Source organism: Pseudomonas sp. RL_5y_Pfl2_69, from assembly GCF_963970465.1.
Lineage (GTDB): Bacteria > Pseudomonadota > Gammaproteobacteria > Pseudomonadales > Pseudomonadaceae > Aquipseudomonas.
Window position 1 is genome coordinate 210,765 of the sequence record NZ_CAXAOU010000004.1, and the last position, 20,337, is coordinate 231,101.

17 protein-coding genes and 1 pseudogene are annotated in these 20,337 nt (G+C 60.6%); 11 read left to right on the forward strand and 7 right to left on the reverse strand.

Annotated features, from left to right (window positions below):
* Window positions 1-76: 76 nt before the first annotated feature.
* The gene (locus AACY07_RS09355) at window positions 77-1,009 is read right to left on the reverse strand and encodes an AraC family transcriptional regulator (protein WP_339474515.1); all 933 of its coding nucleotides are present in this window, start codon (window positions 1,007-1,009) and stop codon (window positions 77-79) included.
* A 146-nt stretch (window positions 1,010-1,155) separates the two neighbouring features.
* Here AACY07_RS09355 and AACY07_RS09360 point away from each other — a divergent pair, with 146 nt between their 5' ends.
* Both AACY07_RS09360 and AACY07_RS09365 read left to right on the forward strand, forming a co-directional pair.
* Window positions 1,156-2,481, forward strand: a complete 1,326-nt coding sequence (locus AACY07_RS09360) for an alpha-glucosidase/alpha-galactosidase (RefSeq protein ID WP_133076849.1) — start codon at window positions 1,156-1,158, stop codon at window positions 2,479-2,481.
* A 176-nt stretch (window positions 2,482-2,657) separates the two neighbouring features.
* Window positions 2,658-3,971 (forward strand): oligosaccharide MFS transporter, encoded by a 1,314-nt coding sequence (locus AACY07_RS09365; protein ID WP_326426645.1) that lies wholly within the window; start codon window positions 2,658-2,660, stop codon window positions 3,969-3,971.
* Between the two features lie 344 nt (window positions 3,972-4,315).
* On the opposite strand, the gene AACY07_RS09370 is transcribed toward AACY07_RS09365, so the two are convergent.
* From AACY07_RS09370 to AACY07_RS09395, 6 genes are all read right to left on the reverse strand, one after another.
* The gene (locus tag AACY07_RS09370) at window positions 4,316-4,573 is read right to left on the reverse strand and encodes a bacteriocin immunity protein (protein ID WP_339474518.1); all 258 of its coding nucleotides are present in this window, start codon (window positions 4,571-4,573) and stop codon (window positions 4,316-4,318) included.
* An 8-nt stretch (window positions 4,574-4,581) separates the two neighbouring features.
* On the reverse strand, window positions 4,582-4,971 hold the full coding sequence (locus AACY07_RS09375; protein ID WP_339474520.1) for an HNH endonuclease signature motif containing protein: 390 nt from the start codon (window positions 4,969-4,971) through the stop codon (window positions 4,582-4,584).
* A gap of 414 nt (window positions 4,972-5,385) precedes the next feature.
* Window positions 5,386-6,057, reverse strand: coding sequence for a GntR family transcriptional regulator (locus AACY07_RS09380; RefSeq protein ID WP_326426652.1), 672 nt, complete (start codon window positions 6,055-6,057; stop codon window positions 5,386-5,388).
* Window positions 6,058-6,152: 95 nt separating this feature from the next.
* Window positions 6,153-6,854 carry a cyclase family protein gene (locus AACY07_RS09385; protein WP_339474522.1) on the reverse strand — a complete coding sequence of 234 codons (702 nt, stop codon included), beginning with the start codon at window positions 6,852-6,854 and terminating at the stop codon, window positions 6,153-6,155.
* 106 nt (window positions 6,855-6,960) lie between these two features.
* Window positions 6,961-8,346: an ATP-binding protein gene (locus AACY07_RS09390; protein WP_339474524.1), complete on the reverse strand. Its 1,386-nt coding sequence runs from the start codon at window positions 8,344-8,346 to the stop codon at window positions 6,961-6,963.
* A complete protein-coding gene (locus AACY07_RS09395; RefSeq protein ID WP_133076845.1) occupies window positions 8,343-9,053 on the reverse strand; it encodes a response regulator in 711 nt (236 codons plus the stop codon). The genes AACY07_RS09390 and AACY07_RS09395 overlap by 4 nt, the downstream gene beginning before the upstream one ends.
* Before the next feature lie 211 nt (window positions 9,054-9,264).
* Here AACY07_RS09395 and AACY07_RS09400 point away from each other — a divergent pair, with 211 nt between their 5' ends.
* From AACY07_RS09400 to AACY07_RS09440, 9 genes and pseudogenes are all read left to right on the forward strand, one after another.
* Window positions 9,265-11,643, forward strand: a complete 2,379-nt coding sequence (locus tag AACY07_RS09400; RefSeq protein WP_133076844.1) for a TonB-dependent receptor — start codon at window positions 9,265-9,267, stop codon at window positions 11,641-11,643.
* 24 nt (window positions 11,644-11,667) lie between these two features.
* Complete coding sequence (locus tag AACY07_RS09405; RefSeq protein ID WP_133076843.1) at window positions 11,668-12,348, forward strand: Fe2+-dependent dioxygenase; 681 nt, start codon at window positions 11,668-11,670, stop codon at window positions 12,346-12,348.
* A gap of 71 nt (window positions 12,349-12,419) precedes the next feature.
* A pseudogene (locus AACY07_RS09410) lies at window positions 12,420-13,493 on the forward strand (ABC transporter substrate-binding protein).
* Window positions 13,490-14,551: a FecCD family ABC transporter permease gene (locus tag AACY07_RS09415; protein ID WP_339474526.1), complete on the forward strand. Its 1,062-nt coding sequence runs from the start codon at window positions 13,490-13,492 to the stop codon at window positions 14,549-14,551. The pseudogene AACY07_RS09410 and the gene AACY07_RS09415 overlap by 4 nt, the downstream one beginning before the upstream one ends.
* On the forward strand, window positions 14,548-15,345 hold the full coding sequence (locus AACY07_RS09420; protein WP_339474528.1) for an ABC transporter ATP-binding protein: 798 nt from the start codon (window positions 14,548-14,550) through the stop codon (window positions 15,343-15,345). The genes AACY07_RS09415 and AACY07_RS09420 overlap by 4 nt, the downstream gene beginning before the upstream one ends.
* A 250-nt stretch (window positions 15,346-15,595) precedes the next feature.
* Window positions 15,596-16,606 (forward strand): zinc-binding alcohol dehydrogenase family protein, encoded by a 1,011-nt coding sequence (locus AACY07_RS09425; protein ID WP_219263031.1) that lies wholly within the window; start codon window positions 15,596-15,598, stop codon window positions 16,604-16,606.
* Between the two features lie 10 nt (window positions 16,607-16,616).
* Window positions 16,617-17,756 (forward strand): mannitol dehydrogenase family protein, encoded by a 1,140-nt coding sequence (locus tag AACY07_RS09430; RefSeq protein WP_339474530.1) that lies wholly within the window; start codon window positions 16,617-16,619, stop codon window positions 17,754-17,756.
* Between the two features lie 30 nt (window positions 17,757-17,786).
* On the forward strand, window positions 17,787-19,316 hold the full coding sequence (locus AACY07_RS09435) for a UxaA family hydrolase (protein ID WP_339474531.1): 1,530 nt from the start codon (window positions 17,787-17,789) through the stop codon (window positions 19,314-19,316).
* Window position 19,317: 1 nt separating this feature from the next.
* Window positions 19,318-20,277, forward strand: a complete 960-nt coding sequence (locus AACY07_RS09440; protein WP_339474533.1) for a sugar kinase — start codon at window positions 19,318-19,320, stop codon at window positions 20,275-20,277.
* The last annotated feature ends 60 nt before the right edge of the window (window positions 20,278-20,337 follow it).

Below are 20,337 nucleotides of genomic sequence, written 5' to 3' on the forward strand. Positions count from 1 at the left end.
CAATGCCCCGAAAGGAAACATTTGTAGGGGGCAAGGCGGCCAGGGTTTGCGACGACTGCGCAGCCGATCGCAGCCCTCAGGGTGTGCCCAGGTTATTGACGTAAAAGCCGCTCAAGCGAAACTCGCTGGGGGACAGGGAGAACGCACGGCGGAACAGTTTGGAAAAATAATTGGGGTCGCCGATCCCCACTGACAATGACACTGCCTTGATCGACAGGTCGGTCATTTCAAGAAGGTGCGCCGCGCGTTTCATGCGTTCGTGCAATACATACTCTGCCGGGGACATGCCGGTCGTACGGGTGAACACCCGGGAGAAATGGGCGCGGCTCAAGCCAGCAAGGCGGGCGAGACTGGCTACGTCCAGTTCGTCCGTGGCGGTGGGGTGGGCGTGTTTGTCCGGCCCCGTTTTCAGGCAGGCATGCACATGATTCTGGATAGTCGCGACCACACCCGAGCCACGGGTAGGCAGGGTGCAGTCCTGAACGCTCAAATCATCATGGAGCAGCATCAGGGCGTCATAGGCCAGGGCAGATGCCCGGCCTGCGGTGAGTTCCGGGGTGTGGACCAAGGTATCAATGGTGGTGGCCAGGGCTTCAATGGTCTGGTTGCTCAGCTGTAGCACCGGCCCGCGCTCTGCCAGCAGTGCCCGTTGCAGGCGCAACGCCTCCTTGCCGTACATGGCAATCCAGAAGAACTCCCAACTGTTGCCTTCCTCCAGCCAGTAGCAATGGTCGTGGGGCACCAGCAGCAACATGGTGTCCCCGGCATGGAGGCGGTGGTGGCGGCCTTCGAAGCGCAAATTGCCTTCGCCCGCGAGGGTGTGCTGCAAGATTACGAACGGGGTGTCCCCACGCCTGCGCCCGTCCCAGCAATAGGAGGTGTCCTGGGCCCGGTCGTAACCGGCGTTGGTGGGCATGGTGTGCAGTTGATGCCTGCCGCGGGGCAGTGAAATGACCGTGGTTGACGGCCCTCTTGCCATCATCTCGCTGAGCACAGAATTACCCGTCATCGCATAAAACTCGTCTATTCAGGGGGTGGGTCGCCTCCTACCATAGGAATCAAGCGGTTCCCAGGCAGCCTCTACAGGCATGGACTGCGGTGATGCTCTGATATTTTTTTACCTGTGTCCACTGCGAATAGAACAAGGATAAGCAGATGACTTTCAAGACCACGAAGATTGCCCTGATAGGTGCCGGCTCCACGGTATTCATGAAAAACGTGCTGGGCGATCTGTTGCACGTCGAGCTGTTGCGCAATGCGCATTTTGCGTTGATGGATATCGATCTGCATCGCCTGGAAACCTCGAAGATGGTGGCGGGCAAGATCGCCGAGACCCTGGGTGTATCCCCCGTGTTCGAGGTGACGACCGATCGCCGTCGAGCACTGGAAGGGGCCGATTATGTGGTCACTATGATTCAGGTTGCAGGCTACAAACCGGGTACCGTGACCGATTTCGAGATCCCCAGGCGCTTCGGCCTGCGCCAGACCATCGGCGACACCCTGGGCATCGGCGGCATCATGCGTGGCTTGCGTACCGCCCCGGTACTGGTGGACATCGCCAAGGACATGGGCGAACTCTGCCCGGGTGCCCTGATGCTGCAATACGTCAACCCGATGGCCATTAACTGCATGGCGCTCAATCGCTTCGTTCCCCAGGTGCGTACGGTGGGGCTGTGCCATTCCGTGCAGGGCACGGCAAAGGAGCTGTCCCTGGACATCGGCGTACCGATCGAAGAAATTCGCTATCGCTGCGCCGGCATCAATCACATGTCCTTCTACACCTCGTTCGAGCGCCTGTTGGCCGATGGCAGCGTCGAAGATCTTTACCCGCGTATCCGCGCCGTACTTGATGAAGGAAAGGTCCCGGACTGGAACCGGGTGCGTTATGAGGTGTTCAAGCACTTCGGCCATTTTGCGACCGAGTCTTCCGAGCATCTGGCCGAGTACGTGCCGTGGTTTATCAAGCGCCATCGCCCGGACCTGATCGAGCAGTTCAATATTCCGCTTGATGAATACCTGCGCCGCTGCGAGGAGCAGATCAGCGAGTGGGGCGTGCAAGAGCAGGCGCTGATCAACGGTGAAGGGCTCAAGGTGTGCCGCAGCCACGAATACGCTTCAAAAATCATCGAGGCCGAACTCACGGGTATTCCGACCGTGATCAACGGCAACGTGATGAACGCCGGATTGATCAGCAATCTGCCTGATAATGCCTGCGTAGAGGTACCCTGTGTGGTTGACCACAACGGTATTCAACCTACCCGGGTGGGTCATCTGCCGGTAGGCCTTGCCGCGTTGATGCAAACCAATATCAATGTTCAGCTCCTGACCGTGGAAGCCCTGGCCAGCGGTCGTCGTGAGCATGTCAAACAAGCCGTGATGCTTGATCCCCACGCGGCGGCAGAACTGAGCCTCGACGAAATCGCGACCATGGTTGACGACTTGATCGAGGCTCACGAAGGCTGGTTGCCGCACTTGGGTTAAGCGCAGGAAACCTGCTGTCTTAGCCTGAAATTCTACCCGAAGTACCCGTCAAACGGCCTTGACGGGCGGCCAGTTCCTGCGCGATCAACGGATCCGCCGGGGCTGGCGCTCACGCTCGCGCAAGTGAGCACTCACGGCACGTTTGTCCATAAAAACAATGAGTCCAGGGTGGACCTATGAACGTGACGCTAGGTACTGCAATTGGCGGGGTTCTGCCGTTTTTCAAATACGGCATGATCTTCTTTTTCTACTACTTCATCACGGGCGGTACGGCGCCTTTTCTTGCGGTGTGGCTGGGAGATGTCGGCACGCTGGATGCTGGCGCCATCGGCTTGATGTTCGGCTCCCAGGCGGTCTTTGCAATGCTGTTCCAGCCGCTCTTTGGCGTGCTGAGTGATCGTCTGGATCATCGCAAACACCTATTGTGTGTGGTCATCGGCCTGCTGATTTTGCTGGCACCCTTCATGAACTGGGTATTTGCGCCGCTGCTGCGCACCCACCTGATGCTGGCGGCACTGGTGGGCGGCGTTTACCTGGGGATTACCTTTGCCGCTGGCGGCGGGGCGTTGGAGGTGTACATCGAAAAAGCCTGCCGGGCCAACCGCATCCCCTATGGTCGGGTGCGAATGTTCGGTGCCATTGGTTTCGGTTTCTCGGCGGCAATTTCCGGGATGCTGATCAGCACCAGTCCCGAATCCATTTTCTGGCTGGGCTCGCTCTGTGCGGTGCTGATGGCCGTGCTCGTCTACCGGATCAAGCCGTGCCTGGGTGTTGTGCCAACAGGGGATGGCGCCGAGAAAACGCCACCGGTTTCCTATGCCGCCATCGGGAGCCTGTTGCTGGATCGGCGTTTCTGGTTTCTGGTGCTCTACGTGGTCGGTGTCGCATGCCTGTACGACATTTTCGACCAGCAGTTTGTGAACTACTTCCGTGGTTTCTTCGAATCGCCGCAGCAGGGCATGCAAGTGTTCGGGTTTGTCACCACGCTGACGGAGTGCATGGTTGCATTGGGCATGTTCCTGATCCCGGGCGTGCTGAACCGTATCGGTGGCAAAAATGCCCTGATCATTGCGGGGCTGGTGATGTGGCTGCGCATTACCGGTTCGGGGCTCGCAACCACGCCGTATGAAATGGTGGCGTTGAAGATGCTCCATGCCCTGGAAGTGCCACTGGTGTTTATCGGCATGTTCAAGTACATCGAGGATGTCTTCGGTACACGCTTGTCGGCAACGATTTACATGGTGGGCTTTGTGTTTGCCAAGGGGGTAGGGGCGACGTTCATTTCACCGCTGGCAGGGCACATGTACGAAGTCTTCGGCTTCCGGCACACCTATATCGTGCTGGGCAGCTCGGCCTTGTTGTTCACCATTATTTCAATGTTCAGCCTCGACAGTGGCAAACACAGGAAGCCTGTCCGGCTGGACTTGCGCAAGTCGCGCTCGGCGGTGGTCAAGCCTCAGGTCATGAGGCAGCCGGTGGTTGCAAAGTAAGGCTCAAGTCCTGCAGCCGGGTGCGCAGTCTGTTCTAGTGCTGTTCACTTGAAAGCAACGCTGCTCAAGTGTGGGAGCGGGCTTGCTCGCGATGGTCGTTAACGATGACTCGTATTGACTGAATCAATCCGGCGTTCTGAAGACCATCGCGAGCAAGCCCGCTCCCACAGAGGCTGAAAACGTTTAAGTGAACAACATTGGGGGGCTGCGGCCGGGGTCCAGATGATTTCTATGCCACCGCCAAAAATCCTCCACCAAATGGGAGCAGATGTAATTGGCGCTTTTTTACCTCGGAAAAAATTTCCCGCACGCGAGAACTCAGAGTTCTGGTGTGCGGGGAGAATTCATTCTTTGAAGCCGGGTAGACCATTGGCTGCTCGCCATTCCTTAACTGTCCGGGTAATCCCTTCGGCAGAATCATCAGCTCCTTCTTCTGGGTAGTAAATCAGGTCAGTACCGTCAGGATGCCCTGTGAGCTGTCTGAACTTGTCAAGAAACTCCCCCAATTTTTCATCGGATGCACCATTATCGTTCGCTTCAAATAGCTCATCCAAAAACTCGATGAACTGCGCTTCGGTATAATCAGAAATTGTCTTGTTCATGGGGGCACTTACCTGTGATTCTCAATATGGTTTTTTGGAGTATTGACTCGTAAGTTGTCCACGTCATAAACAGGCCCTCCGTCCGTGATGCGCTCGACATGGTGCAGCTCGAAAGTATTTCTCTTTCCGACGGTATCCCGTTCCCGAGCATTTGGTGCGTAACCTTCACGCATACGATTGCGGTTACGCTTTACAAACTGCGCACTCAATTCTGGATCATTCGCAACTTCCTCCCAAAATGCCGCCCGGAATTTGTCGAAGCTAGAGAACTTGCGACCTCGGAGTCTATCGGCAATGCATGTTGGAATCGGTGCGCCTGGTCCGCTGTCCGCCCCAGCAAGCCAGATTCCTGATACGTCCTGCCCGCTGCCTGTCACCACACCAGGAACATCGCGCACACTTAATGACAGGTATATTGGCGCGATTTGCGGCTGACTCGGAAACCAGATAATCGCATCCTGATAATCCGGTGGGTACGCGGGGTTAATCAGGATCTGGTCGCAATGCTGTTCACTTGAGAGCAGCGCTGCTCAAGTGTGGGAGCGGGCTTGCTCGCGATGGTCGTTAACGATGACGCGTATTGACTGAATCAATCCGGCGTTCTGAAGACCATCGCGAGCAAGCCCGCTCCCACAGAGGCTGAAATCGTTTAAGTGAACAACATTGGGGGGGCTGCGGCCGGGGTCCAGTTGCTCGCCACGTGGCTCAGCCTTGATCACCGGATAAAACCCGTACAGGTCGACTGAGCCGTCGGGCAGGTGGTTAACCGTTACCCGTGCCCGTCCGAGTAGAAAATAGCGTTGATTACGGGATCAGTGGCTTTGCGGCAAATGCTCGAACAGGGTTTTGCACACCCCGGCGATATGTTCATCCAGCAGCCCGACGGCCCGCTCCACATCACCGGCGCGGCAAGCATCGAGTATCTCCCGGTGTTCGTGATCTGCGCGGTGCTTGCCTGCCGACAAACTCATCTGGATACGCAGGTAGCGTTCGAGTTTGTCGTTGACCGAGCGGATCAGGCTGATCATGAAGGGCCGCTGCGCCGGCTCGTAGAGGCAGGCGTGAAGTTCCCAGTTGAGTTCGGCCCAGCGACCCACGTCATCCTCGCCGACAAACTCCTTACAGATGCGTTCGGCGCGAGCGAAGGTGTCCGCGGTCATGTTGGGGATGGCCAGGCGCAGCAATTTGTCTTCGAGCAGCATGCGCACTTCAAACATCTGGGCCAGCTCGGCCTCGGAAATCCGCGTGACCATGGCCCCGCGATTACGCTGGAACATCACCAGGCCTTCAGCCTCCAGACGCTTGAGGGCTTCGCGTACAGGAATTTTGCTGACATTGAACTGGCGGGCGATTTCGTCCTGGCGAATCGGCTCATCCTCGGCAAAGTGCCCGGCGACGATGGCATCGCGCAGATGCAGGGTGATGATTTCCGAGGTGGACGGTGAGTTGCCCAGGTCGGGAGCATTGAATTTTGGGTGGGCCACGGTCGTCATCGTTCACTGGTAAAAAAGATATGGTATACGAAAGTCGAAAGGTATTCCTTGTGCCGATGGTCGGTTGGGCTTCTTTGATTAAGGTCTCAGCGGACAAACGCCAGCACGCTGGCTGGCGACCCGGAGCCCGCCTGCAGGCGAAGCACGCCGATAACCAGCGTAATGCCGGTTGGCGGTAACTGGTCAAGATTGTTCAGGCACTCCAGAATTATGCCGTTGCGCGCCAGTACTAGCCGGTTGCAGGCAAAGGATGTTTCCTGGCCGGGATCTACACCGTGGGTGTCGATCCCTATCCCGGCGATGGCGCGTTGCTCAAGCAAAAAACGGCTGGCATCGGCACCGACGCCAGGAAAGTGCAGGCCTTGCTCATCGGCATTGAAAAATCGCCCGGGTTGCGACCAGCGCGATTGCCAGCCGGTATGAAACAGCACCACCGAGCCGGCTTCGATGAGGCCGTTGTCGACTTCCCACTGCTCAATGTCCTGAATACTGATGACATGGTCCGGGTTGTCACGGGCCGGGGCCTGAACATCAATGACCACGGCCGGGCGCACAAGGGCCTCGGGTCGATAGCCGTCGATGCCCATTGCCTGGGGAAAAAAACTGCTCGGGGCGTTCATGTGGGTTGCGCTGTGCTCGCCCATGCTGAAGCTGCGCAGGTAATAACCGTGTTCCTGCAGTGAGGCCTGGGGAGTAAAGGTGGTGGGTGGATCATCGGGCCAGACGGGGATATGGGTAGTAATCAGGTGGCTGAGGTCGACAATTCGATCGAACTGGATGTTTGGCATGGCTGATTTGCTCCTGGGTGAGGTCATGCATGGTGCCAAAGATTATTTGATCAAACAAAGCGCAATTCAGATCTGATAGGGACTCCGTTTTTTGTGTCGAAAGGCATTACCCGTCGTGTTCAAACCTGAGCACGGCATCCAGCCCGCCGTCGGGTCGATTGTGCAGTTCCAGTGTTCCACCGTGGGCCGCCGCGACGGTCTGGGCGATGCTCAGTCCCAGGCCATAGCCACCAGTGCTGCTGTTTCGCGATGACTCCAGGCGATAGAACGGCTCCAGAACCTGGGTCAGCTGTTCGGGCGCAATCCCCGGGCCGCTGTCCCTGACCGTGATGGTCAGGCTGGCGGGCTGCTCGTCGACGATCACGTGCACGTCGCGGGCATACCGCACGGTATTTTCCAGCAGGTTCTGGACGCAGCGTTTCAGGCTGCGGGCATAACCCGAGAACGGTCGGGTAGCCCGGCCGGTGAGGGTGATGTGTTCACCCACATCCTGCAGGTCGGCCTGAAGGCTTTGCAACAATGCGTTGATATCGATGCTCTGGCGGGGCTCGTTGATTTCACCGCTGCTGACGAAGTCCAGGGTGGTGGACACCAGCCCCTCCATATCGGTCAGGTCTTTGCGAAAACGCTCCTTGAGCGGCTCGTTGTCGAGCATCTCGGTGCGCAGTCGCAGGCGCGTGATGGGCGAGCGCAAGTCGTGGGACACCGCCGCCAGAAAACGCGTGCGCTCGGCCAGGCTGGCCAGCAGGCGTTGTTGCATCAGGTTGAACGCCTGGGCGGCACGTTGCACTTCCACCGGCCCCTTGATGGGCAGCGGCTGGCGCCGGATGTCCTGGCCCAGCGCCTGGGCAGCCTGTGCCAGTTGATTGAGCGGGCGAACGGCCAGGCGCACCGCCAGCAAGACAATGATGGCCACTACGATGATCCGCACCAGATAAATGCGCAGAAAGTAATCGATCATCACATCCGCCGGCGCCAGGCTGGTCCAGCCCTGATCCTCGCGGGCTTGTACATGCAGCCATCGGCCATCGGCCAGGCGCAGCTCAAGGGTAAATTGACCGGCGGCGGGGCTTGAACCGAACAGCGTATCGATCCCGGCCTTGTGCCCCTGATTGTCGAGCAGGGTCAGGTTGAGCAGGTTCAAGGGTGTTTGCGTTGCCGTCTTTTCATCGATCAGGCTGCGCAGCAACGACTCGGTTGCCCGATCCTGGGCCGTGAGCGGCGCACGTTCGGCACTGGGGGCATTACGCAGTTCAAGGTTGAAGGCGGGGGTGCTCAAGCTTTGCAGCAAAAGCCCGGTGCGCCGGGGGTCGGTCGTTGCCACGCGGACAATATCGGCCAGGCGACTGGCGATCAGGCGCGTGGGGATTTCCAGTACCTGGCTGTGGCGCACGTCATACCAGATGCTGCTGGTCAGCACTTGGGCTGCCAGCATGCCGCTGACCAGAATCACCACCAGCCGCCCATAGAGGGTGCGGGGCAACAGGGTCATGACTCGCTCGTCACGCAGGCCGAGGTGAGCATATAGCCCTCATTGCGCACGGTCTTGATCAGGCCGGGCGCCAATTGCTGGCGCAAACGGCTGACGCAGACATCAATGGATCGGTCGAAGGGCGTGCTGTCCTTGTCGAACACATGGTTGAGCAAAAAGTCCCGGCTCAACGGACGATTGGGGTGCTGCAACAGCAAGCGCAGCACGCGGTAGTCGGAGTTGCCCAGGCTGATCACCAGGCCGTCGGCGGACAGCACTTGCCGGGCGCGGGTGTCGAGCCGCCACTCATCAAAGCGCACATAAGTGGCCTCATCGACCCGGGCACGCTGCGGAAAGCTCTGCGCCCGGCGCAACACCACTTTGATGCGCACCAGCAACTCCCGGGGGTCGAAGGGCTTGGGCAGATAGTCATCCGCACCGATCTCCAGGCCCACGATACGGTCTATCAGGCTGGCGCGTGCGGTCAGCATGATCACCGGGATATTGGAGCTGCCGCGCAGCGTGCGGCACAGGCTCAGGCCGTCTTCGCCGGGCAGCATCAGATCGAGCACGATCAGGTCGATAACGCTCAATTCCAGGCGGCGGCGCATTTCCTTGCCATCGCAGGCGGTGGACGCCTGATAACCCGCGTCGCGCAGATAGTCGGCCAGCAACTGGCGGATGTCGGGGTCGTCATCGACGATTAACACATGATCTTGCTTGGACATGGGCAGTACAGACGCCTTGAGTCAGATGAACATTGAGCCGGGGAGGGCCGCACAAATAGCCGATTCCACGGCGCGCAGCCGGGCTAAATGTAATGGAATGTTGTGGGTGCTGTTTTCATGCACTGGCAATACAAATTCAGGCGATCCGCTGCAATGACGCTCTTTAGAATGGCGAATCTAAATGCGAGTCATTGTAATTAAGGAAGGCCCGATGCCATCGTCACCCGATGCGGCAGTAGTTCGCAATACCCCTTGTGCATTGAACGGTACGCTTGCCCCCGTGTTCAGCCTGCTGGCCCTCGGCGTATTGAGCCCGGCGAGCCAGGCGGCGCAGTCCTCGACAGAGGTGCTGACCCTGCCCGCATCGAACGTGGAGGGCACTTATGACTCGCCGTTCAAGGTCGATGAAGTGTCATCGCGCAAGGTCATGACGCCGCTGCTGGATGCCCCGCAGAGCATCACCATCGTGCCCCAGCAGGTGCTCAAGGAGCAGAACGCCCAGAGCTTGCAGGACATCTTGCGCAACGTGCCGGGCATCACCTTCATGTCCGGGGAGGGCAATCTTGGCTGGGGTGATCTGTTTTCCATCCGCGGGTTTTCTTCCGAGCAGAGCCTGACCGTCGATGGTGTGCGCGATGCGGGCATGTCCAGCCGCAACGACACCTTCAACCTGCAACAGGCCGAGGTGTTCAAGGGCACCGGCGCCATCGAGTCGGGTATTTCGGCAGTGGGCGGCAGCGTCAATCTGGTGAGCAAGGAAGCCCATCTGGGGGATGCCAATCGGGTGTCTGCCGGTGTCGGGACCGATGGCTATCGACGCCTGACCGCTGATATCAACCATGAGTTGAATGACACCAGCGCGGTGCGCATCAACCTGATGAAGCACCAAAGCCAGGTGGCTGAACGCGATGAGGTCGACTACGACCGCTGGGGCATTGCCACCTCGCTGGCCCTGGGGCTGTCGACGCCGACCCGGGGCTTTGTCGATTTTTTCTACCAGAAGGATGACAACACCCCGGACGGCGGCTTGCCGATCTTGCGCGGCACAGATGGCAAGCGCATGCCCGGGGTCAAACGCAGCAACTGGTACGGCGACTCCAGCCTGTACACCCAGCAAACCGAGACCACTTCGTTGACCGGGCGCCTGGAACACGACTTCGACAATGGGACGTTGCTGACCAACCAGGTGCGCTGGCAGCGCACCGACAACTTTTCGGTGCTGTCCCCGGCGCGTTTTACCGCCGCAGGCGCCGACGGCGCGAAAACCTGTACCGCCAACCGTTGCGCAACCCTGGGTTATGTCGGCGTGGGTCCGGTGTCGACGGTCAACGGGGTCAATGTCTACACCGACTACACCAACACCGGCAGCACCGCCAACGGGATACTGCGGGGCAGTGATTTCGGCTTGTCCAAACGCTACACCATCCTCGATAACCAGACCGACCTGAGCTTTGAATTCGACACCGGCGCCATCAGCCACAAGGCCGTGGCCGGGCTCGATGTCTACCATGAAACCTACGGTGGCCTTGAGCGCAACGCCAAGGTGCCGGCGCCGAACATGACGTTCGACATGGCTGACCCACAGCATGACTTTGCGGCGGTCTACACCACCAAGGGCGTCGGCGAGCCGCGTTCGAGCATCGACAACGCCGGGCTGTTTTTTGGCGATACCCTGACCCTGAATCAGTGGTGGCAGGTCATGGGGTCCCTGCGCTATGACCACTGGAGTGCCGAAACGACCCAGCGTGGCCAGGACGATGTCAAGGACACCTCGGGTGCCTGGAGCGGTCGCGCCGGGGTGGTGTTCAAACCACAACCCAACGGCACCATTTACGCGTCGTACAGTGAGTCGACCCAGCCTTCGGCGCTGGGTGCCTCGACCAACAACCAGATCTACGGTGCTGCCAGTACCCGTCGCTATACCCCGGCCAAGTCCAGGACTTACGAACTTGGCACCAAGTGGGACCTGCTGGACAAAGGCATGAGCGTGACCGCTGCGGTGTTCCGCACCGAGCTGGTCAACTCCTGGGAATACGCCGAGGGTGAAGCATCGCCGGTGCGTGCCTTGCCTGCCAAACGGGTCGATGGCGTCGAGCTGGGCCTGCAAGGCACCTTGACCGATCGCTGGACGGCCTACAGCGGTTTCTCGGCCCTCAAAAGCGAACAGACCAAGGGCGTCAACAAAGGCGCAGAGGCCAAGAACGTGCCCGACCTGACGGCCAACCTGTGGACCACCTACGCCTTTACCGATGACCTGAGCTTGAGCTATGGCGCCAACTACGTGGGTCGTCGTCGCTACACCGACAACAAATACGTGGGTGGCCTGAATAACAACAGCAGCTATGCCGACGGTCCTTCAGGGGTGCTTGCGATCTACACCCAGGACAAGGAAAAGGCCCCCGGCTACTGGGTGCACTACCTGGCAGCGCAGTACAGGTTCAATCGCCAGACCACGGTCAACCTCAATGTCGACAACCTGTTCAACACCTTCTACTTCAGCCGCGTCGGCGCCTCGCTGGATGGCTTCCAGCTGTATGGCGTGCCGGGAGCCGGACGCACGCTGACGGCGAGTATCGATTATGACTTCTGATTCCGGGTTGTTGCGGAGCGAGAGATGCTGATCGAAATCGCCGACCTGTTCAGCCCGCAGGAAGTGACCGAGATGCGCCGCGTGCTGCTCGATCAGCCGTGGGTCGATGGCAAGCAGACCGCCGGAGTGCGCTCGGCGCGGGGCAAGTTCAACCGCCAACTGGCCGAAGACAACGAGGTCGGCCTGTTGCTGGGCCAGCGCATTCTGCAGCGGCTGTCCGATAACGCGTTGTTCATGTCTGGCGCGTTGCCCAAGCGCATCTACCCGCCCTTGTTCAACCGCTACAGCGCAGGCGAGTCGTTCGGTTTTCATATCGACAACGCCATTCGCGGCATCAAGGGCGTTCGTGAGCGGGTGCGCACGGACGTGTCCGCGACCCTGTTTCTGGCCGATCCCCACAGCTATGACGGCGGCGAACTGGTGATCCGCGACACCTTTGGCGAGCGCAGCGTCAAGTTGCCCGCCGGGCATCTGGTGCTGTACCCGGGCAGCAGCGTGCACAAGGTCAACCCGGTGACCCGGGGCGAGCGTGTCGCGAGTTTTTTCTGGATCGAAAGCCTGGTGCGCGAAGACAGCCAGCGCAGCCTGTTGCTGGACATGGACGTGGCCATTCAACGCTTGACCGCCCAACAGGCGGATGACGAATCACTGCTGCAACTGAGCGGCGTGTATCACAACCTCTTGCGGCGCTGGAGCGACGTTTGAGCCTTTTATTCAGCAGGAGATTTGCCGTGTCGAGAGTGTTTTTGCGTCAGGCCTTTGTACGCCTTGGGGCCATGCTGGTGCTGGTGGCGTTGGGGACTTCGTGCGCCAGTGCCAAAGAGGTCACTGATGCCTTGGGGCGGGTGGTCAAGGTGCCGGACCAGGTGCAGCGGGTGGTGCTGGGGGAAGGGCGGCTGATTTCGGCCTTCGCGCTGCTCGACCGCGATCAGCCGTTCAAACGTATCGTTGGCTGGCAGAACGACCTGCGCAAGCTTGACCCCAACACCTACGCGGCTTACGTGGCGAAGTTCCCCGAGGTCAAGGACATCCCGTTGATCGGCCAGGCCTCCGAGCAGAGTGTCAGTGCCGAGCAGATTCTGGCGCTCAAGCCGGATCTGGCGGTGTTCAGTATTTCCGGGCATGGCCCCACCGATCACAGCCCGGTGGCCGATGTGCTGGAAAAAGCCGGGATTGCGGTGTTGTTCGTCGATTTCCGGGTCAACCCGATGCAAGGCACCGAGGACAGCATGACAGCACTGGGCCAGGCGTTGGGGCGCGAAGCCCGGGCCAGTGCCTTTCTTGATTTCTACCGCCAGCACATCGAGCGCATCACCCAGACCCTGGGCGCGATCGATGACAGCCAGCGCCCAAAGGTGTTTCTGGAACTGCTGGGCGGGGTCTGGGCCAATCCCGGGCATACCACCGGCAAGGGCGGCATGGGCGAGCTGATCCGCCTGGTGGGCGGGCGCAATATTGCCGAGGGCGTGGTGCCCGGGGCGCTGGGAGACATCAGTGTTGAATACGCGCTCAAGGCCGATCCCGATGTGTACATCCTCTCGGGCAATCAAAAGCCCGGTGTGATGCTGGGCGCGGGCATCGATGAACAGACGGCCCGGGCGTCGCTCAAGCACGTGCTCAAGCGTCCGGAGTTTGTCGAGCTGCGGGCGGTGCGCTAGGGTAATGTCCATGGCCTGTGGCACGACTTTTACAATTCGCCGTACAACATTCTCGCCATTGAGGCGATGGCCAGGTGGATTCACCCCGAAAGGTTTGCCGACCTTGATCCACAGCTGACGCTGGCTGAAATCAACCGACAGTTCCTCGACACGCCGCTGGCGGGCCAGTACTGGATCAGTGAGCAGAAATGACTTCAATCGCCAACCCGGCAGTGATTGCTGCCAGCCAGGGTTATCGGCGTCTGCTGGCGCGACGGTGTTGCCTGTTGCTGGTGATGGGCTGCGCGCTGGTGGGCGCCGTGCTGCTGGACCTGTCCACCGGCTCGTCAGGCATGGGGCTTGGGGACTTGATCCAGGGGCTGCTGCACCCGCAAACCCTGGACGTGACCGACCGCGTGATCATCTGGAATGTGCGCCTGCCCTATGCGCTGATGGCCGTTATGGTCGGCGCAGCCCTGTCCCTGGCCGGTGCGGAAATGCAGGCGATCCTCAATAACCCGCTGGCCAGCCCGTTCACCCTGGGCGTGTCGTCGGCCGCTGCGTTGGGGGCTTCGCTGGTGATCGTGTTTCCGGTGAGCAGCGCCTTGTTGAGTCGCGACTCCCTGGTGGCCCTGTCGGCTTTTGTGTTTGCCTGCGGCTCGATGTTCCTGCTGCACGGCATGTCGCGGCTGCGCGGGGCAGGGGTCGAGACCTTGGTGCTGTTCGGTATTGCGCTGGTGTTCAGTTGCAACGCACTGGTTGCCCTGTTGCAGTTGCTGGCCACTGAAGACGTCCTGCAGCAACTGGTGTTCTGGAGCCTGGGCAGCGTGGCCCGGGCCAATTGGGACAAGCTGGGGATTCTGGCCATGGTGGTGGCGCTGACTGCGCCGTTTTCCCTGCACGCGGCTTCACGCATGACGTTGCTGCGCATGGGCGAGGAGCGGGCGCAGAGCTTTGGCGTGGATGTGCGGCGGCTGCGTTTTTTCTCGTTGCTGCGCATCAGCCTGTTGGCCGCTACGGCGGTGGCGTTTGTCGGCACCATTGGTTTTATCGGCCTGGTGGGGCCGCATATTGCGCGGATCCTGATCGGTGAGGACCAGCGCTTTCTGTTCCCGGCCAGTGCGCTGGTGGGCGCGTTGTTGCTGTCGCTGTCCTCGGTGGTCAGCAAAATCATCATGCCGGGCGTCATCGTGCCGGTGGGCATCGTCACCGCGCTGGTGGGGGTGCCGATTTTTGTGGCGCTGGTCTACAAGCGGGGCAGGCAGTTATGAGTGAGCAGGGGTTGTTGATCCGTCACGGGCACGTGAAGTACGGGCGCCGGGTGGTGATTGGCGATGTCTCGTTGCCAGAGCTGCGTCCCGGCACGCTGACCGCCCTGATCGGGCCCAACGGTGCCGGCAAATCGACCTTGTTGCGGGGGCTGGCGGGGCTTGAGCCCATGACCGGTGCCGTCAGTCTGCAAGGTCGGCCACTGGGGCCGATGTCCGTGGCCCAGCGCGCCCGTCTCATCACCTACATGCCCCAGCACTTGCCCCCGGGACTGGGGTTGAGTGTGACCGAAAGCGTCATGGCGGCGTTGCGGGTGGGGGCAGGCGGCGGCGATTACCTGCTGCAAGCCTATGAGGCCTTGCAGCGCATCGGCATCCAGCACTTGGCCGATAACCTGCTCAACGCATTGTCCGGTGGCCAGCGGCAACTGGTCAGCCTGGCACAACTGATCGCCCGCAGGCCCCGTGTGATGCTGCTGGATGAGCCCACCAGTGCGCTGGACCTGAACTATCAACTGCGGGTAATGGAATGCGTGCGGGCGATGGTGCGTCAGCACGGGCTGATTGCCGTGATTGTCATGCACGACATCAGCCTGGCGGCCCGTTACGCAGACCGGATTGCCGTATTGCGCGAGGGCGCGCTGATCGGTTTCGGTCCCCCGGAGCAGGTGCTGACCCCGCAACTTTTCGCCGAGGTTTATGGGGTTAATGCGCGCGTTGAACGCTGTTCGCAGCAGACGATCCAGATTCTGGTGGATGGTGCGCTGGAGGTGATTCAGGTCGGACATCAGGGGTAGGGGCTGAATTCAACGCACATCAATCTGGTAAGGCCAATTCAATTATTTTGAAAACTGGTCTTGCCAATTTTTTTGGCTGCGTGTAATTTTCGAGGCGTGATCATCCAAGCGGCAATCAAGCCTGCACACAATAAGAGGAGATCCAGATGCCCTGTCTTTTCCCCTCCGTTGTTGCAGCCCTCCCTGTTTGTCACCCCTCTATCACCTCGCCTGTACCCGTAGCCCCCGGGCTAACGACGGAGAATAAAAAATGCTGACTGTGATCTGTAACGAGCCGCGCTCGCTCACCGCCATCGAAAGTCCGATTCCCGAGCGCAAGCCCGGCGAAACCCTGATCAGGGTCAAGCGCGTGGGCGTGTGTGGCACTGACCTGCACATTTACACCGGCAACCAGCCGTTCCTTGAGTACCCTCGGGTCATGGGCCACGAGTTTTCCGGCATCGTCGAAACCAGTGAAGAGGGCAGCGGTCTGGTCGCTGGGGACGTGGTCTACGTGATGCCCTATATCTCGTGTGGCACGTGCATCGCCTGCCGTCAGGGCAAGACCAACTGCTGCACCCGGATTCAGGTGCTCGGCGTGCATTGCGACGGCGCCTTTACCCAATACCTGAGCGTGGCCCATCAATTCATTCACAAGGCCGAGGGCGTGTCGCTGGACCAGGCGGCAATGATCGAGTTCCTGTCCATCGGCGCCCATGCGGTGCGCCGCTCGAACATCCAGGCCGGGCAGCGCACGCTGATCGTCGGAACCGGACCGATCGGCATGGCGGCGGCGATCTTTGCAGGGCTGCGCGGGGCCATCGTCACCGTGCTCGATACCCGTGACGACCGCCTGGATTTTTGCCGCAAGCACCTCAATGTTCACGCCGCAGTGAAAATTGGCGAGGGTGACAAAGAGGCGCTCGCCGACCTCACCGAAGGCGATTTCTATGACGTGGTGTTCGACGCCACCGGCAACGCCCGGGCCATGGAACGCGGCTTTGAATTTATCGCCCACGGCGGCACCTACGTGATGATTTCCGTGGTGCGTGACTCGATCACCTTCTCCGATCCCGAGTTCCACAAGCGCGAAGCCACCCTGATGGGCAGCCGCAATGCCACTGTCGAAGACTTCCGCTACGTCGAGCAATGCCTGCGCGATGGCCTGATCCCGGACCAGGCGCTCAACACCCACCGTATCCCGCTCAGCGAAGTCGTGAACCAATTCACCACGCTGCTGGATCCGCAGCAAGGCGTGGTCAAAGCCATTATCGAGTGCTGAGGGGGTGGTGATGAGCGATAGCCAATTTCCGCCGATCCTGCAGTTCGGAACCAGCCGGTTTCTTCAGGCTCACGTTGACTTGTTCGTGTCCCAAGCCCTGGAGCGTGGCGCAGCCCTGGGCCGCATCGCCGTGGTACAGAGCACCGACAGCCCGGCCAGCACTGCGCGCACCGCAGCACTGGCCAGCGGTACACCGTACCGGGTGCTGATCCAGGGCATCGAAAACGGTCAGGTGGTGGAGCAGAACCTGTGGGCCTCGGCCATCAGCCGCGCGGTGCATGCCACCGAGCAATGGCCGGTGCTGCGCAAGGGCTTTGTGGAGCAGGTCAAAGTCGTGGTGTCCAATACCGGGGACCGGGGTTATCAACTGGATTCGCGGGATACGCCAGCGTTGCTCGACGTGGATGCCCCGGCACCGGTCAGCTTCCCGGCCAAGCTGTTGGTGTTGTTGCATGACCGCTGGGTAAACAACCCCCAGTCCACCTTGTCGCTGTTCCCCTGTGAACTGGTCGCGCGTAACGGCGACGTGCTGCGCGACCTGCTGGTAACGCTGGCCCGTAGTTGGGCGCTGGGCGATGCATTCGAGGCCTACCTGATCCACACCTGCCGCTGGGCGAACTCCCTGGTCGACCGCATTGTTTCCCTGGCCCTTGAGCCGGTGGGCGCGGTGGCTGAGCCCTATGCCCTGTGGGCGATCGAGCGCCAGGAGGGGCTGACCCTGCCGTGCAGCCATGAGGCCATTGTCCTGACCGATGACCTGGACGATTTCGAGCGCCTCAAGCTGTTTACCCTGAACCTGGGCCACAGCTATCTGGCCGAGCGCTGGTTGAGCGATGGCCGACCGGCCACCGAGACGGTCTACCAGGCCATGCAAAGCCCTGCCTTGCGTGCCGACCTGGAAGCCCTGTGGGCCAGCGAAGTGTTGCCGGTGTTCGCTGCCCTCGGCCAGTTCGACGCGGCGCAGCGTTACGTCGACAGCGTGCGTGAACGCTTTGGCAACCCGTTCCTGCAACACCGTCTCGCTGATATTGCGGTTAACCATAAAGACAAGAAAACACGCCGTTTGCTGCCCCTGGTCGAGCTGGCTGAACAGCTTGCTCCCGGTCTTGAGCAGCCGATGTTGCGGGCCGTCCTGCTCAGCCAGCACTGAGTGGCGCGCCATAACCGTTGAGGATCCACCATGAACCTTGCAAGCTCATCCTTACTGGTACTGACGGGGGGAGATGACGTCGCGGTCGCACGCGGCGATATCGCCCAAGGTCAGGTACTGCATGCCGACGGCCTGGCCATCATCGCCCGGGCCGACATTCCCTCGGGCCACAAGATCGCCCTGCGCGGTGTGGTTTGCGGGCAGCCGATTCGCAAATACGGTCAAATCATCGGGCAGGCCACCGTGGACGTAAAGCCCGGTGACTACGTACATGTACACAACCTTGAAATGCCCTCGGGCAGTTCCACCCACACCCTGGCCAACGTCTATCAGCCCACTGTTTTCAACGACTACGACGTCAGTTTTGACGGCTATGTCCGGGCCGATGGCCGTGTGGGTACGCGCAATTACATCGGGGTCATTTCCAGCGTCAATTGTTCGGCCACCGTGTGCAAACAGATTGCTGCGGCGTTCGATGCCGCCCACCTGCGCGATTACCCCAATGTCGACGGCGTGGTTGCAATCACCCACGGCAGCGGCTGTGGCATGGGGGCCAAGGGCGACGGGATCGAGATCCTCAAGCGCACCCTTCGCGGCTATGCAGACCATGTGAATTTTGCCGGTGTACTGGTGATCGGCCTGGGGTGTGAAGTCAACCAATTGGCCCCGCTGATGGAGCAACTGGCCGATCGGCCGGCAGCGCTCAAGGCCAGCCTGGTGATCCAGGAGGCGGGCGGCACCCGCGAAACGGTGCAGCGGGGGATCGAGCTGGTACAGGCAATGCTGGCGCCCGTAAACAGCCAGCAGCGCAGCCGTGTATCGGCCCGCCACCTCACCGTGGGCCTGCAGTGCGGCGGTTCGGACGGGTATTCGGGGATCACCGCCAACCCGGCCCTGGGGGCGGCGGTGGACCTGGTGGTGCGCCACGGGGGGACGGCGATTTTGTCGGAAACCCCCGAGATTTATGGTGCCGAGCACTTGCTGACCGCCCGTGCCGCTACACCGCAGATCGCAGAAAAATTGATGAGCCGGATTCATTGGTGGGAAGACTACGTGCGTCATCACGACGGAGACATGAACAACAACCCGTCACCGGGCAACAAGGCCGGTGGCATCACCACCATCCTTGAAAAGTCCCTGGGCGCAGTGGCCAAGGCGGGCGCCACCGGCCTGATGGGGGTTTACGAGTATGGCGAGACGATCGAACAGACAGGCCTGGTGTTCATGGACACCCCTGGCTACGACCCGGTGTCCGCCACCGGCCAGGTGGCGGGCGGGGCGAACCTGATCTGCTTCACAACCGGGCGCGGTTCGACCTACGGCTGCAAACCGACGCCGTCCCTGAAAATCGCCACCAATACCCGACTGTTCGAGCGCATGGCGCTGGACATGGATTTCAATGCCGGTGCGATCGTCGAGGGTGCAGAGTCAGTGGCCGAAGCCGGTGAGCGGCTCTTCCAGTTGATGCTCGCAACCGCGTCGGGTCGCTCCACCTGCAGCGAAGAGAACGGCATGGGCGACAACGAATTCCTGCCTTGGCAAATCGGTGCGGTGATGTGACATGAGCGACTCAACAGAAACGATCGACATTGTGACCTGCGGCGAGGCGATGGGCCTGTTCAGCGCCATGACCGACGGCAGCCTGCATGAAGCCGAACAGTATGTGCGTGCCGCCGCAGGCGCCGAGCTGAATGTGGCCACCGGCCTGGCACGCCTTGGCTTTCGGGTCGGCTATATCAGCCGCCTGGGGGATGACACCCTCGGCCACTGGCTGCGCGAGGTCATGGCGCGTGACGGTATTGACCACCGGCACACCGTGCAGGACAGCGAACACGCCACGGGCCTGATGTTCAAGTCGCGCCGTTCGGACGGTGGCGACCCGGACATCGAGTACTACCGCAAAGGTTCGGCGGCCAGTCACTTGAGCCTGGCCGATTACCCGGCCGGGTACTGCCGAGGCGCCAGGCATCTGCATATCACGGGCATCAGCCCGGCACTGGGTGACAGCGTGTGCGAGCTGATTGTGCACATGGCCCGTGACATGCGTGCCGCAGGCTGCAGCGTGTCATTCGACCCCAACCTGCGGCCACGGCTCTGGGCGTCCCAAGCCCACATGGTGGCTTGCCTGAATGATCTGGCCGGGCTGGCCGACTGGGTGTTCCCCGGTCTTGCCGAAGGCCGTTTGCTCAGTGGCCTCGAACAGCCCGCCGACATTGCCCGGTACTTCCTGGACAGAGGCTGCTCCCTGGTGGTCATCAAGCTCGGTGCCGAGGGCGCCTATTACGCCAGTGCCACTGAAAGCGGCTACAGCCCCGGCTACCCGGTGAGCAACGTCGTGGACACCGTGGGCGCGGGGGACGGTTTTGCCGTGGGTGTCATCAGCGCCTTGCTCGAAGGCTCAAGCGTTGCCCGGGCCGTGGCCAGGGGCAACCTGATCGGCGCCCGGGTGCTGGGTTTCCCGGGGGACAGCGATGGATTACCGACGCACGCAGAACTGGCGAGGTTTGCCGAACACACGTGATACGCAGAGTGAAGATGCCTGAGTGCATCCTGGATAACACCTACTCCAACAATAAGAAGA

Coding starts and splice junctions, on each gene's coding strand:
- AACY07_RS09355 (WP_339474515.1), bottom strand. CDS start 1,009: ATGACGGGTAATTCTGTGCTCAGCGAGATGATGGCAAGAGGGCCGTCA.
- AACY07_RS09360 (WP_133076849.1), top strand. CDS start 1,156: ATGACTTTCAAGACCACGAAGATTGCCCTGATAGGTGCCGGCTCCACG.
- AACY07_RS09365 (WP_326426645.1), top strand. CDS start 2,658: ATGAACGTGACGCTAGGTACTGCAATTGGCGGGGTTCTGCCGTTTTTC.
- AACY07_RS09370 (WP_339474518.1), bottom strand. CDS start 4,573: ATGAACAAGACAATTTCTGATTATACCGAAGCGCAGTTCATCGAGTTT.
- AACY07_RS09385 (WP_339474522.1), bottom strand. CDS start 6,854: ATGCCAAACATCCAGTTCGATCGAATTGTCGACCTCAGCCACCTGATT.
- AACY07_RS09390 (WP_339474524.1), bottom strand. CDS start 8,346: ATGACCCTGTTGCCCCGCACCCTCTATGGGCGGCTGGTGGTGATTCTG.
- AACY07_RS09395 (WP_133076845.1), bottom strand. CDS start 9,053: ATGTCCAAGCAAGATCATGTGTTAATCGTCGATGACGACCCCGACATC.
- AACY07_RS09400 (WP_133076844.1), top strand. CDS start 9,265: ATGCCATCGTCACCCGATGCGGCAGTAGTTCGCAATACCCCTTGTGCA.
- AACY07_RS09405 (WP_133076843.1), top strand. CDS start 11,668: ATGCTGATCGAAATCGCCGACCTGTTCAGCCCGCAGGAAGTGACCGAG.
- AACY07_RS09415 (WP_339474526.1), top strand. CDS start 13,490: ATGACTTCAATCGCCAACCCGGCAGTGATTGCTGCCAGCCAGGGTTAT.
- AACY07_RS09420 (WP_339474528.1), top strand. CDS start 14,548: ATGAGTGAGCAGGGGTTGTTGATCCGTCACGGGCACGTGAAGTACGGG.
- AACY07_RS09425 (WP_219263031.1), top strand. CDS start 15,596: ATGCTGACTGTGATCTGTAACGAGCCGCGCTCGCTCACCGCCATCGAA.
- AACY07_RS09430 (WP_339474530.1), top strand. CDS start 16,617: ATGAGCGATAGCCAATTTCCGCCGATCCTGCAGTTCGGAACCAGCCGG.
- AACY07_RS09435 (WP_339474531.1), top strand. CDS start 17,787: ATGAACCTTGCAAGCTCATCCTTACTGGTACTGACGGGGGGAGATGAC.
- AACY07_RS09440 (WP_339474533.1), top strand. CDS start 19,318: ATGAGCGACTCAACAGAAACGATCGACATTGTGACCTGCGGCGAGGCG.